Source organism: Actinoplanes sp. NPDC048796, assembly GCF_040650035.1.
GTDB lineage: Bacteria > Actinomycetota > Actinomycetes > Mycobacteriales > Micromonosporaceae > Actinoplanes.
The window spans coordinates 647,702-659,995 of record NZ_JBEZGO010000002.1 but is presented as its reverse complement, the minus strand read 5'-3'; the positions used below and the strand labels follow the sequence as shown (position 1 = coordinate 659,995).

The 12,294-nt window shown below is 70.8% G+C and carries 11 protein-coding genes; 8 read left to right on the top strand and 3 right to left on the bottom strand.

All coding sequences use genetic code 11. The features are described from left to right. Nucleotides 1-135 precede the first annotated feature (135 nt). The 3 genes from AB0C26_RS11360 to AB0C26_RS11350 all read left to right on the top strand — a co-directional run bounded on the left by AB0C26_RS11360 (nucleotide 136) and on the right by AB0C26_RS11350 (nucleotide 3,348). A complete protein-coding gene (locus AB0C26_RS11360; protein ID WP_360245362.1) occupies nucleotides 136-1,086 on the top strand; it encodes an NUDIX domain-containing protein in 951 nt (316 codons plus the stop codon). A 4-nt stretch (nucleotides 1,087-1,090) separates the two neighbouring features. Beyond that, a complete protein-coding gene (locus AB0C26_RS11355) occupies nucleotides 1,091-2,167 on the top strand; it encodes an NUDIX hydrolase (protein WP_360245359.1) in 1,077 nt (358 codons plus the stop codon). 302 nt (nucleotides 2,168-2,469) lie between these two features. Beyond that, nucleotides 2,470-3,348, top strand: a complete 879-nt coding sequence (locus AB0C26_RS11350; protein ID WP_360246526.1) for a CDP-alcohol phosphatidyltransferase family protein — start codon at nucleotides 2,470-2,472, stop codon at nucleotides 3,346-3,348. A 33-nt stretch (nucleotides 3,349-3,381) separates the two neighbouring features. Here the strand turns inward: AB0C26_RS11350 and AB0C26_RS11345 are convergent, their stop codons facing one another. The 3 genes from AB0C26_RS11345 to AB0C26_RS11335 are packed head-to-tail and all read right to left on the bottom strand — an operon-like array spanning nucleotide 3,382 to nucleotide 6,410. Continuing rightward, nucleotides 3,382-4,623 (bottom strand): phosphatidylserine decarboxylase, encoded by a 1,242-nt coding sequence (locus AB0C26_RS11345; protein WP_360245356.1) that lies wholly within the window; start codon nucleotides 4,621-4,623, stop codon nucleotides 3,382-3,384. Between the two features lie 18 nt (nucleotides 4,624-4,641). Next, nucleotides 4,642-5,004 carry a hypothetical protein gene (locus AB0C26_RS11340; RefSeq protein ID WP_360245353.1) on the bottom strand — a complete coding sequence of 121 codons (363 nt, stop codon included), beginning with the start codon at nucleotides 5,002-5,004 and terminating at the stop codon, nucleotides 4,642-4,644. Then, entirely contained in the window at nucleotides 5,001-6,410 is a 1,410-nt protein-coding gene (locus tag AB0C26_RS11335; RefSeq protein ID WP_360245350.1) for a PspC domain-containing protein, read from the bottom strand. Before AB0C26_RS11335 ends, AB0C26_RS11340 begins: the two co-directional genes overlap by 4 nt. 152 nt (nucleotides 6,411-6,562) lie before the next feature. Between AB0C26_RS11335 and AB0C26_RS11330 the strand changes: the two genes are divergently transcribed. The 5 genes from AB0C26_RS11330 to AB0C26_RS11310 all read left to right on the top strand — a co-directional run bounded on the left by AB0C26_RS11330 (nucleotide 6,563) and on the right by AB0C26_RS11310 (nucleotide 12,289). Next, entirely contained in the window at nucleotides 6,563-7,822 is a 1,260-nt protein-coding gene (locus AB0C26_RS11330) for a PspC domain-containing protein (RefSeq protein ID WP_360246524.1), read from the top strand. Then, nucleotides 7,819-8,475, top strand: coding sequence for a response regulator transcription factor (locus tag AB0C26_RS11325; RefSeq protein ID WP_360245347.1), 657 nt, complete (start codon nucleotides 7,819-7,821; stop codon nucleotides 8,473-8,475). The genes AB0C26_RS11330 and AB0C26_RS11325 overlap by 4 nt, the downstream gene beginning before the upstream one ends. A gap of 226 nt (nucleotides 8,476-8,701) precedes the next feature. Then, the gene (locus AB0C26_RS11320; RefSeq protein WP_360245344.1) at nucleotides 8,702-10,339 is read left to right on the top strand and encodes an ABC transporter substrate-binding protein; all 1,638 of its coding nucleotides are present in this window, start codon (nucleotides 8,702-8,704) and stop codon (nucleotides 10,337-10,339) included. 95 nt (nucleotides 10,340-10,434) lie between these two features. Continuing rightward, on the top strand, nucleotides 10,435-11,364 hold the full coding sequence (locus AB0C26_RS11315; RefSeq protein ID WP_360245341.1) for an ABC transporter permease: 930 nt from the start codon (nucleotides 10,435-10,437) through the stop codon (nucleotides 11,362-11,364). Next, nucleotides 11,357-12,289 carry an ABC transporter permease gene (locus AB0C26_RS11310; RefSeq protein WP_360245338.1) on the top strand — a complete coding sequence of 311 codons (933 nt, stop codon included), beginning with the start codon at nucleotides 11,357-11,359 and terminating at the stop codon, nucleotides 12,287-12,289. The genes AB0C26_RS11315 and AB0C26_RS11310 overlap by 8 nt, the downstream gene beginning before the upstream one ends. The last annotated feature ends 5 nt before the right edge of the window (nucleotides 12,290-12,294 follow it).

Genomic DNA, 12,294 nt, shown 5'->3' with positions numbered 1-12,294 from the left:
GGTTACGGGCCGTGGTCGATCTAGTGCACGTTGTCCCTGGCAACGCTCTGATCAGGGATTACGCAGCGCGAGCACCCTGTCAGGAATCCGACAGATGTTTTCTGCAGTTAACATATTCCGGGCAGAATGCCGCCCGTGACCCCCGCACTCGAACCGCTCCGCCGGATCGCCGCCTACGCCGTCGCCCGCGACGACGAGGGCCGCGTGCTGCTGGTCCGGGCCTCCACCAGCTCCGGCACGCCGGGCGTCTGGTCCCTGCCCGGTGGCGCCGTCGACCACGGCGAAGACCCCAACCACACCGTCGTCCGCGAGACGGCCGCCGAGACCGGCCTGTCCGTGGCCGTCACCGGCCTGCAGGACGTCCTGGCCGACATGCGCTCCCTGCCGCACCGAGGCGTCACCATCCACACCGACCGCCTCATCTACGAGGTGTCGATCCGGGGTGGCACGCTGGTGGACCGCATCGGCCACCCCACCGACCTCGCCCGCTGGCACACGCTGGAGGAGGCCGAACACCTCAAACTCCGGCAGTTCACCGCCGACGCCCTCGGCCTGGGCGGCGCCTCGGCCGACCTGCGGCCCGAGCCGGCGCCGACCTTCCCGTCGTTCTACGCCTACCCCGGCCCGGACGGGCTGCACCGGGCGCAGCGCTTCGCGGCGTACGCGATCGCCACCGACCCGCGGGACGCCAGCCTGCTGCTGACCCGCATCGCCCCCGGCTATCCGGGGGAGGGGCGCTGGCACCTGCCCGGCGGCGGCACCGACTACGGCGAGCAGCCCGGCACGGCGCTGATCCGCGAACTCGTCGAGGAGACCGGCCAGGAGGGCCGGCTGGTCGAACTGCTCGGCGTGGCCAGTCACCGTGACGCGGCGTCACTGGGCCCCGAGGGCTACCCGATCGACTGGCACGGCGTACGGGCCTTCTACCGGGTGATCGTCGACCGGCCGACCGAGGTCATCGTCAAAGACGTGGGCGGCTCCACCTCCGAGGCGCGCTGGATGCCGGTCAAGGAGGTCGCCGACCTGGCCGAGGACGAGCTGACCGAAGTGACGGCCGAGGCGCTGCGGAAGGCGCGGCTAATCTGATCTGGTGAAGATCAGACGGGTCGGGGCCTACGGAATCTGTCGCGACTCCTCCGGGCGGGTGCTGCTCGCCCGGAACTCGCCCCGCAGCGAGTTCCCCGGCCTGTGGACCCTGCCCGGCGGAGGCGTCGAGCAGGGCGAACACCCGAACGACGCGGTGGTCCGCGAGTTCGCCGAGGAAACCGGTCTTGAGGTACGCCTCGACGGCCTCCACACGGTCACCGCCGACGTCTTCCCCCTGTCGAACGGCGCCCTCGAACACACCGACCGAATCATCTACGACGTCACAGCCGTCAGCGGCACCCTACGCAACGAAGCCGAAGGCACCACCGAACTCGTCGAGTGGGTAGCCGACCCGGCCACCCTCCCGCTGATGCCTTTCACCGCCGCCGCACTGAACCTCACGCCCGACGCCCCCACCCCCTCGCCCGGCGCCGGTTCCGATCCGCACTCCTCGACCGGCATCTCCTCCCGACCTCACTTCCCGTCCGACATTTCCGAAAAGTCGGGCGAAGGGGATGGCGATTCGGTGAACGCCAGTTCGAGGCGACCAGAGGCAGGGCCGCGCGGTGAGGGCGGAAAGGCGACACGGCCGGAGGCGGGGTCGAGCGGGGTGGGTGTTGAAGCCGCGCCCCTGGGGCCGGTACAGCGATTTGGGGCCTATGCGGCGGCGTCGGATGTGGCGGGGCGGATTCTGCTTACGCGGATCGCGCCGGGGTATCCAGGAGCTGGGCGCTGGCATGTGCCCGGTGGTGGGACCGACCACGGGGAGACGCCGGAGGCGGCGCTCGCCCGGGAGGTGTTCGAGGAGACCGGGCAACACGGTCGGGTGACCGGTCTGGTGGAGATCTCGCATCGTTACGACCCGGCGGCCGTGGGGCCGGAGGGGGTGCCGGTCGACTGGCACGTCATCCGGGTTCTGTTCCGGGTGGAGGTCGACACGCCGACCGAACCGGTGGTCAAGGAGGTGGACGGCTCGACCGCCGAGGCGCGCTGGTTCACGCTGGCCGAGGCCGGGCGGCTCGCCCTCACCGAGCCGGCAGCCGTCGCCGTAGCCCGAATCGGGGCGGAACGGGCGAGTTAGAATCGTTATCCGGGAGGGCCGCTCTCGTGGCCCGTCCCGTACCCACCCGGCCAAGGAAAGACCCGGAGGAGCACCTGCCAACGACTGTCGATCGACTTCTCGCCAAGGTCGTCCGGCTGTGCGATGGTGTACACCGCGAATTTCCCCGGTCCGCGTGTGCGGCGGGCTACCGGGAACCAACCCACCGCAAACGTGCAGGTGGGCCACCTATCCCATGGAGGAAGCACGTGCCGAGATCCCCTTGGCGCCGGCGTCGATCGACGGATAGCCCCCGTCCCGCCGGTCGTCGTTGGGCAGGCCGTCTGCGCCGCGGAGGAACCATCGCGCGGCAGGCCCTGTTGGTGCGGGTCGGCCGCCGGAACGCTGAGTCCGGCCGGGCCGCCACCGCGACCAGGGCAGAAGTCATCTACACCGGTGCCGAGCACACCCGGGCCCTCGGCCCGGCCGCTCCGCACCTGGCCATCCCGGCGGTCGTCGAGCCGGCCGTCCCGGCCTCCCTGCTGCCCGGTGAGCACACCGCGGCCCGCAAGGTGCGCTTCGCGATCGTGAACGGCTGCACGATCGCCAGCCTCGCCCTCGGCCTCATGGCCATCTTCCTGGCGATGCACGGCGACGTCCGCCTGGCCGCCGCCTGCCTGGTTGCTTGCGTCGCTTTCGACGGCCTCGACGGCGCGCTCGCCCGCAAGCTGGGCGTCTCGAGCCCGTTCGGCGCTCAGATGGACTCGCTGGCCGACATGTGCTCGTTCGGCCTGGCCGCGCCGGTCGTGGTCTACGCCTCGCTGGTCCACTCGGTGCCGACCCCGGCCGCCGCCGTGGCCTGCGTGCTCGTCGCGGCCTGCGCCGCGATCCGCCTGGCCCGCTTCAACGTCTCGCCCAAGGACGGCAAGTTCTTCTGCGGCGTGCCGACCACGATGGTGGCCGCGGTCCTCGCGGTGTCCGTGCTGATCGGCCTGCCGCTGCCCGGTCTGGTGCTGCTCGGCGGGGTGGCGCTGCTGGCCTTCGCGATGGTGTCCAGTTTCCCGTACGCGAAGCTGGCCCGCCTCCTGCGGCTTCCGGCCTGGCTCTGGCTGCTGCCGATCGTCGGCGCCCTGGTCGACGCCCGTCTGACCTTTGTCATGGTCGTGGCGGCGTACCTGATCAGTGGCCCGGTCCTCTGGATGCGCCAAAGAACAACCGCGTGAAAAATGGCCGCCCCGAGGGGCGGCCATTTTTCTTCAGATCCAGCGGGCGATGACCGAGGAACCGCCGATGACCTTGTCGTTCACCGCGACCAGCGGCTCGGCCGCGCCGGCCGGCAGGTAGACGTCGGTGCGCGAGCCGAACCGGATCAGGCCCATCCGCTCACCCTTGGCGACCAGCGTGCCGACCGGCGTGCGCTGCACGATGCGGCGCGCGATCAGGCCGGTCCGCTGGGCCACCACGACCGTGCCGTGCTCGGTGTCGAGCACCGTGTAGGCGGCCACGTTGTGTTCGGCCGCGGCCGTCATCGCGTTCGCGTAGCCGCCCTCCTCGACGAAGTGGTCGGCCACCCGGCCCGCCACCGGCACCCGGTTGACGTGCACGTCGAGGACCGACAGGAAGACCGCGATCCGCAGGAACTCGCCGGTGCCGAAGCGCTCGTCGGTCATCCGCTCGACCGACAGCACCCGGCCGTCGGACGCCGCCACCACGGCCGACGCGTCGTCGGGCACGTCGCGCTCGGGGTCGCGGAAGAACGCCGCCACCGGCGCCGCGGCCAGGGCCGGCAGCAGCCACAGCTTCGACCCGGGCCGGGCCCGGCGGGCCAGCGCGGCCAGCCCGAGCGCGACGCCGGCGGCGGCCACGCCGTTCGAGTCGATGTGCATCGAGCGGGTCACCGGAACGCTGGACGGCCGGTACGCCGGGGCGAGCGTCGCCGCCACCCGCGGGTCGGCCGCGGTGAACCGCAGCTTGTGCACCCGCAGCGGCGGCTGGTTGCGCAGCACCAAATCGGAGCCGACGCCGAACAGCGCGCCCTGCCGGAACAGCTCGGCCGCCGCGCCGCCGGTGCGGCCCGGCGTGGCCGGGGTCGCCACGGTGAGCACGGCACCCTCGTTCAGATACTTACCGAGGCTGTCGAGGAGGACCCGGACCTCGTCGGCCGTGCCGGTCAGCGGCTCGCCCACGATCACCACGTCGGCCGGCTCGGCCTCGGAGAGGGCGTCGACCACCCGCACCCGGTCGGCGATCCAGCTGCCCAGCCCGGTGATGTGGTCGCGCAGCAGGTCGGCCGTGCTGCGCTCGCCCGCCACCAGGGTGAGCTTGTCGGCCGGCAGCAGGGCCTCGACGGCGGCCGCCACCACCTCGGTGGCGTGGTCGGCGGCGAACACCAGGGCGGTGGTGGGCGCGTTGTGCCGGGCGAACTCGGCGGTCAGGGCCCGGGCGGCGACGGGGCCGACCCCGGCGATCGGAGCGTTGGACACCACGGGGTACGTCATGGCAACGAGCATATGGGGCTACTTCTCGGGTGACGCGGGGTGCTCCTTGGTGAACCGCTCGGACGGCTCCTCAAGGAGTTCCCGGACGATCGACGCGTGCATCTCGGGCGGGAGGTCACCCGGGATCTCGGGGCCGGGAGCCGCGCCCGGGACGGCCGGCGCCATGGCCGGCTCCATCACCGCCTCGGGCGGGCCGCCCCGGGCCGACCGGAGCGCGCCGAGCAGGCCGATCACGCCGAAGACGATCAGGCCGCCGGCCACCAGCCAGCCCACCGCGGGCAGGTGGACGTTGACCACCGCCGAGACCGCCCACCAGGCGACCACCAGCAGGAACAGGACGCCGAAGCTGAGCGAGACGCCGTCGGTGCGGTGCGGTTTCATCGGTACACCTCCAGGTTGCCGGCGTTCAGCCGCAGGTCGAGCTTGAGCGTGCCGCCACCGGCGCCGTCCGGGCCGAGGTCGGTCAGGTCCTCGTGGCCGAGCGATTCGCCCTCGAAGGTCTTGCCGAAGATCTCGGCGCGGCCGTTGGCGACCTCGAGCGTCGCGGTCGTGTCGACGGTCGGCGGCAGGAGCACCCGTACCTGGCCGAACTTCATGTTCACGGCGATCGTCTGCTGCTGGCCGGCGAAGTCGATCTGGCGGAGATCGATCGTGGCGTCGCCGAGGTTGAAGTCGTACCGGTCGGCGACCTGGGTCAGGGTGGTCGGCCGGTAGACGCTGTTGCCCACGTCGTCGCCCCAGCGCTCGGAGCCGGTGGCGGCGAACAGGCCGAGGGTGGCGATCAGGCCGAGCGCGATCAGCCCGCGGGCCCGGCCGAGCCAGGCGCCGACGATCAGGCCGGCCGCGATGGTGGCCAGCGCCGCCGCGAAGTAGGCGGACACGGTGATGCTGGCACCGGCCGTGTCGGCGGCGGCCATCACGCCCATCACGACGATCAGCGCGAAGAAGGTGAGGCGGCCCAGCTTGGAGCGCTCCTTCGGCTTCTTCGGCGGCTTCGCCGCGGGCGGGGCGGGCGGAGCCGGCGGGTACGTCGCCGGCGTGGGCCGGGCGAACGGGCCGTGCGGCGCGAACGGTGGCCGGTAGGCACCGGGCGGCGGCCCGAACGGCGGTGGCGGAGGAGGCGGAGCCGCCGGGGCCGCGGCCGCGTCAAAAGCCGGGGCCGGGGCCGTGGCCGCCTCGAAAGGCGTGGCCGCCCCGAAAGGTGTGGCCGGGGCCGGCTCGAAGGGCGGAGGTGAGGCCGGCTCGGACGGCGCCGGGTTGGGCGCGGTGGCGAACTCGGCCGTCGGGAACGGGTCCTCCGGCGCCGGCGGCGGGGGAGTCGCGTGGGAACCCGACCGCTTGATCAGGATGATCGCGCCGAAGATGACCGCGCAGGCCAGCAGGCTGGCCCGTACCCCGTCCCGCACGATGAAGGCGAACGAGAGAACCGCGGCGCCGCCGAGGAAGACCACCGAGAGCGGGGTCATGCCCGCCCGGCCCTTGCCGAGCAGCGACTCGATGGGCGAGGCGGTGTCCCCCTCAGCCGGGATGATCAGCCAGCCGATGAGGTAGAGCAGCAGGCCGACACCACTGATCACACCGAGCACGGCGAACAGCACCCGCCACAGCACCGGGTCGGTGTTGGTGGCGCGGGCCAGGGCGCCGGAGACGCCGGCCAGGTAGCGGCCCTGGCGCGGGCGGACCAGCTTGTCGCGGGAGAAGGGCGGCCCGCCGGCCCACGGCGGAGCGTTCCGGTCCGCTCCGGGAGGGGCTTGGGTGCCCTGCGGTTCGGCAGCTTCCTCGTTCATGGCATCGATCCTCGCTCCCCGGGCACCCGAGACGCTTCCGGCGGCGACCCTGAGGCCACCCTGAGATCCGGGCCGCGGATACCGGGGGAAGTTCCCCGTGGTCCGCGCGGCCGGAACGTGTGACGATCGGAGGACACAACCGAGGAGGAGCCATCAGCACCGCCACCGCACCGCCCACTCGCCGCCTGTTCCGGCCGCGCGATCACCGCATCATCGCGGGTGTCGCCTCCGGGCTCGCGCAGCACCTCGGCGTGCCCGTGCTGGCCGTGCGTATCTCCCTGGTCGTGCTGCTCGGCTTCAACGGCCTCGGCCTGCTGCTCTACGCGGCCTTCTGGGCCGTGCTGCCGCAGCAGGTCCCGGCCGCCGGCGAGCCGGCCAAGCGCCGCGACCTGGCCATGCTGCTTCCGTTCGGCGCGATCGGCCTCGGTGTGATCGTGCTTCAGGCCCTGGTCTTCGAGGACAACGTCGCCGGCACGGTGGGCTGGCTGATCGCCGTGGTCGCGGTCGGCGCCGGCATCATCTGGCACCAGGCCGACCCCACGCGCCGGCAGTGGGGCGCCAACATGCCGCAGACCCCCTGGCTGGCCGCCGTGGTGGCCGAGAGCGACCGGCGGTTCTTCCTGCTGCGCTTCATCGGCGGCGGCGTGCTGGTCGCGACCGGCGTCATCGGCGTGGTCGCGGTCTACGCGCCGGCCGGCAGCCTCACCTCGGTCATCAACGGCGTGATCTTCGCGCTGGTCGGCCTGCTCGGCGTCGGCGTGGTGGCCGCGCCGCTGCTCTGGCGCATGTTCAACCAGCTCCGGGCCGAGCGCGAGGGGCGCATCCGGGAGCAGGAGCGGGCCGAGGTGGCCGCCATGATCCACGATCAGGTGCTGCACACGCTGGCCTTGATCCAGCGCAACTCGGCCGACATCAAAGAGGTGCAGCGGTTGGCCCGGGGTCAGGAGCGCAGCCTGCGTAACTGGCTCTACAAGCCGACCGCGTCGCCCACCGAGCGGTTCGCGGCGGCGCTCGAGCAGGCCGCGGCCGAGGTCGAGGACACGTACGCGATCAGCGTCGAGACCGTCGTGGTGGGCGACACCGAGTGCGACGAGCGGGTCGCGGCCCTGGTCGCGGCGGCGCGTGAGGCGCTGGTGAACGCGGCCCGCCACGCCGGGGTGCAGACGGTCTCGCTGTACGCCGAGGTCGAGCCGGACGAGCTCAGCGTCTTCGTCCGCGACCGCGGCGCCGGTTTCGACCTGAAGGGTGTGCAGGAGTCGCGGCACGGCGTGCGAGGCTCGATCATCGGACGGATGCAGCGTCACGGCGGCAAGGCGGAGATCCGCAGCGCCGTCGGCGACGGCACAGAGGTCCGGCTGACGCTTCCCGTGTCGCGGGACAGCGTGACGGCCGGTAAGGAGGCAACACGATGACCGAGCCCGAGAGCCGGCGGCTCACCGTCTTCCTGGTGGACGACCACGCGATGTTCCGCGCGGGCGTGCGCGCCGAGCTGGGGGCGCACGTCGACGTCATCGGAGAGGCCAGCACGGTCGCCGAGGCGGTCTCCCGGATCGCGGCCGCCGAGCCCGACGTGGTGCTGCTCGACGTGCACATGCCCGACGGCGGCGGCCGCGCGGTGCTCGACGCGATGCGCCGCACCCATCCGCACGTGCGTTTCCTGGCCCTGTCCGTCTCCGACGCGGCCGAGGACGTGATCGGCCTGATCCGGGCCGGCGCCCGGGGCTACGTGACCAAGACGATCTCGCCGGACGAGCTGGCGGCGGCGATCCGCCGGGTGGCCGACGGCGACGCCGTCTTCAGCCCGCGGCTGGCCGGCTTCGTGCTGGACGCCTTCGCCTCCCGGCCCGACGTGCCGGTCGCCGACCCGGAGCTCGACCAGCTCACCAACCGCGAGCGCGAGGTCCTGCGCCTGCTCGCACGCGGGTACGCGTACAAGGAGATCGCGAAGGAATTGTTCATCTCGATCAAGACCGTCGAGACGCATGTCTCGAACGTCCTGCGCAAGCTCCAAATGAGCAACCGTTACGAATTGTCACGTTGGGCGGCCGACCGCCGGCTCGTCTGACCGATCTCCACGCGGGCGCTGCGGTGGGTGGTGGCCCGCGTACCGAACGACGTTTTCCCTGGTAAGGCCGGTTGCTCATATCGAAGAACCGGTCGGGGGGCAAGCGTGGCACCGGGCCTGTCTAATATCGGCTTGGTAACGGGGCCTTGGCTGTCGTTGGCTCTGTGTCACAGTTGCGGGCGACTCACACGACCCCCGTGAGCGCCCCGAAGGAGGCACCCACCCCATGCCTGGGAAAATGCCATGGAAGATGGCGGCCGGAGCGGCCGCCATCGTCTTGTTGGCGTCCGGCTGCAGCGGTAGTTCCTCGGACGACGCCGAAGCTCTGCCGAACAGCATCAGCATCGGCATCGTCGAGCCGACGAGCCTGATCCCGTCCAATGTGGTGGAAACGGGGGGCTCGCAGGTCCTGGCGTCGCTGTATTACCCGCTCGTGCGATTCAACGACAAGAGCACGCCGTACGCGGTGGCCGCCCAGTCGATCACGCACGACAAGGCCAACCGCGTCTGGACGATCCGGCTCAAGCCGGGCTTCACCTTCAGCAACGGCGAACCGGTCACGGCGGACAACTACATCAACGCCTGGAACTACGGCGCGTACGGCCCGAACGGGCAGCTCGCCTCGTACTTCTACAGCCGGATCCAGGGCTTCGCCGACCTGCAGTCCGAGGACCCGGACGGCAAGGACGGGCCGGCTCAGGCGCCCGAGCCCAAGGCCCGGACGATGAGCGGCCTCAAGAAGGTGAACAACACGACCTTCACGGTCACGCTCTCCGCGGGCTTCGCCGGCTGGGAGTCGGTGATGGGCTACACCGCGTTCTACCCGCTGCCCAAGGCCGCCTGGGAGAGCGAGGGGGTGCTCAAGAAGGACTTCGCCGAGGCGCCGATCGGCAACGGGCCCTTCAAGATCAAGGGCAAGTGGCAGCACGACCAGCAGATCCAGGTGGAGAAGGTCGCCGACTTCAAGGGCACCATCCCCAAAGTCAACGCCATCAACTGGAAGATCTACCAGGACCTGTCGACGCAGTACAACGACCTCGTCGCGGGCAACCTCGACGTGGAGACCCAGATCCCTGTCGAGAGCCTCTCGCAGGCCTCCAGCGACCTGGGCGACCGGCTGCTGAAAAGCCCGAGCTCGGGCTTCGACTTCGTCGGCTTCCCGCTGTACGACGAGAAGTTCAAGAACCCTCAGGTGCGCCGGGCCATCTCGATGGCGATCAACCGCGAGGAGATGACCGAGCAGATCTTCCTCGGCTCGGAGACCGCGGCCACCGCGTTCGTCTCGCCGGTCCTGCAGGGCGCGCGCCGCAACACCTGCGGCCCGAACTGCGAGTACAACCCGATCAAGGCCAGGCAGATGTACACCGCGGCCGGCGGCCCGGCCGAAATCAAGATCACGTACAACGCGGACGGCGGCCACAAGCCCTGGATCGACGCGATGTGCAACCAGATCAAGTCGTCGCTCGGCGTCAACTGTGTCGGCACGACGGTGCCCAAGCTGACCGACCTGCTGGCCAAGGTGCGCGCCCGCGAGGATGTCGGCCTCTACCGGCTTGCCTGGTCGATGGACTACCCGCTGATGGAGAACTACCTCGGCCCGCTGTACACGAGCGACGGGTCCTCCAACTACGGCGCCTACAAGAGCACGGCGTTCGACACCCTGGTCCGTCAGGGCTCCGAGGCGCCGACCGTGGAGCAGGCCACGAAGTACTGGCAGAAGGCGGAAGACATCCTGGCCAAGGACGTGCCGGTGCTGCCGCTGCGGTTCAGCCAGAACGTCTTCGGCCACTCGGACCGGGTCACCGACGTGACCATGGACCTGTTCGCCATGGTGGACATCTACAAGATCGATATCGCCAGCTAGTCTGGCCCGTTCGAACGGTTGTGGCGCCACGGGTCAGGTGACACCGTGGCGCCACCGCTGTGTTCCACCCCTTCGGCCCAAGAGGCTTCACCCACATGTTCCGGTATGTCGTGCGGCGCCTGCTTCAGATGGTGCTCACCTTCTTCGGGGCCACGTTCCTGGTGTACGCGCTGATGTTCGCCAACCAGGACGACCCGTACCAGGCTCTCGTCGGCGAACGGCCGCTCAGTGAGAGCCAGCGGGCGGCCCTGAACGCGCAGTACCACCTCGACGACCCCTTCCTGGCGCAGTACTGGCATTACGTGCGCGGCCTGCTCACCGGCGACCTCGGCACCTCGCTGACCCAGCGCCGCCCGATCAGCGAGATGCTGGCCGACGCCTGGCCCATCACGATCAAGCTGGCGCTGCTGGCGGTCCTCATCTCGGCCGTCATCGCCGTCTCCGCCGGCGTGCTCTCCGGCATCCGGCGCGGCGGCGTCTTCGACAACGTGACGCTGGTGATCACCCTGATCGTGCTGGCGCTGCCGGTCGTGGTGCTGGCGCCGGTGGCCCAGGTGATCTTCAGCGTCCAGCTCGGCTGGTTCCCGGTGACCGTCACCCGCGACGCCGGCCTCTGGGATCTGCTGTTACCGGCGCTGGTGCTGGGCACCCTGGTGATCGCCACCGAGTTGCGAGTCACCCGTTCCTCGGTGGCCGAGAACATGCGCGCCGACTACGTGCGTACGGCCCGGGCCAAGGGCCTGACGAACAAGCGGGTGATCGGGGCGCACGTGCTGCGCAACTCGCTCATCCCGGTGATCACGCTGATCGGTGTGGACATCGGCGCCCTGATGTCGGGCGCCATCGTCACCGAGGGCGTCTTCAACATCCCCGGCGTGGGCCTGAACCTGTTCCGCGGCATCCGGTCCGAGGACGGCCCGCTGGTGGTCGGCTTCGTGAGCGTCCTGGTGATCGTCTTCCTGGTGATCAACCTGATCGTCGACCTGCTGTACGCCGCCCTCGACCCCAGGATCCGCTATGAGTGACCTCACCGCCGTGACCACGGCCGAGGCGCCCGGCCCGGCCCCGACCCGCCCCCGCCGCGGCGGCTCGGCGGGGCGCAGCCTGGCCGGCGACGCCTGGCTCGACCTGCGCTCCAGCACGATCTTCTGGGTGGCCACGGCGCTGGTCGCGGTGATCCTGCTGATGGCGGTCTGGCCGTCGCTGTTCACCTCGGCCGACCCGCGCGACTGCGTGCTCGCCCACAAGAACGCCGGCGCGGCGAACGGGGCGCCCTTCGGATACGACTTCCAGGGCTGCAACGTCTACGCCAAGACCATCTACGGCGCGCGCAACTCGCTGATCGTCGGCCTGTTCGCCACCCTCATCGCCGGCGTGATCGGCCTGCTGTTCGGCCTCGCCGCCGGCTACTACGGCGGGTGGCTCGACGCGGTGCTGTCCCGCTTCATCGACGTCATGCTCGGCGTCCCGTTCCTGCTCGCGGCGATCGTGCTGGCCAAGCGGTTCTCGGCGAACCCGGACGACAACGGCATCCTCGCGGTGACCCTGACCCTCGGGTTGCTCGGCTGGACGACCTCGGCCCGGGTGATGCGCTCGGCCGTCATCTCGGCCAAGGGTCAGGACTACGTGGCGGCCGCCCGCATGCTCGGCGCCGGCCCGGGCCGCCAGATGTTCCGGCACATCCTGCCCAACTCGATCAGCCCGTTCCTGGTGGTGCTGACGATCCTGCTCGGCATCAACATCGCCAGCGAATCGACGTTGTCGTTCCTCGGCGTCGGGCTCAAGGGCGACGCGATCAGCTGGGGCATCGCCATCGCGGAGGCCGGCCCGTACATCCGTACCACCGCCGCCCCTCTGGTCTGGCCTTCGATCTTCCTCGCGGTGACGGTGCTCGCCTTCATCATGCTCGGCGACGCCATCCGCGACGCCTTCGACCCGAAGCTGCGGTGACCGCC

Excerpts from the sequence above, each read along its gene's own strand:
- AB0C26_RS11345 (WP_360245356.1), bottom strand. The coding sequence starts at position 4,623 with ATGACGTACCCCGTGGTGTCCAACGCTCCGATCGCCGGGGTCGGCCCC.
- AB0C26_RS11315 (WP_360245341.1), top strand. The coding sequence starts at position 10,435 with ATGTTCCGGTATGTCGTGCGGCGCCTGCTTCAGATGGTGCTCACCTTC.
- AB0C26_RS11310 (WP_360245338.1), top strand. The coding sequence starts at position 11,357 with ATGAGTGACCTCACCGCCGTGACCACGGCCGAGGCGCCCGGCCCGGCC.
- AB0C26_RS11335 (WP_360245350.1), bottom strand. The coding sequence starts at position 6,410 with ATGAACGAGGAAGCTGCCGAACCGCAGGGCACCCAAGCCCCTCCCGGA.
- AB0C26_RS11340 (WP_360245353.1), bottom strand. The coding sequence starts at position 5,004 with ATGAAACCGCACCGCACCGACGGCGTCTCGCTCAGCTTCGGCGTCCTG.
- AB0C26_RS11325 (WP_360245347.1), top strand. The coding sequence starts at position 7,819 with ATGACCGAGCCCGAGAGCCGGCGGCTCACCGTCTTCCTGGTGGACGAC.
- AB0C26_RS11320 (WP_360245344.1), top strand. The coding sequence starts at position 8,702 with ATGCCTGGGAAAATGCCATGGAAGATGGCGGCCGGAGCGGCCGCCATC.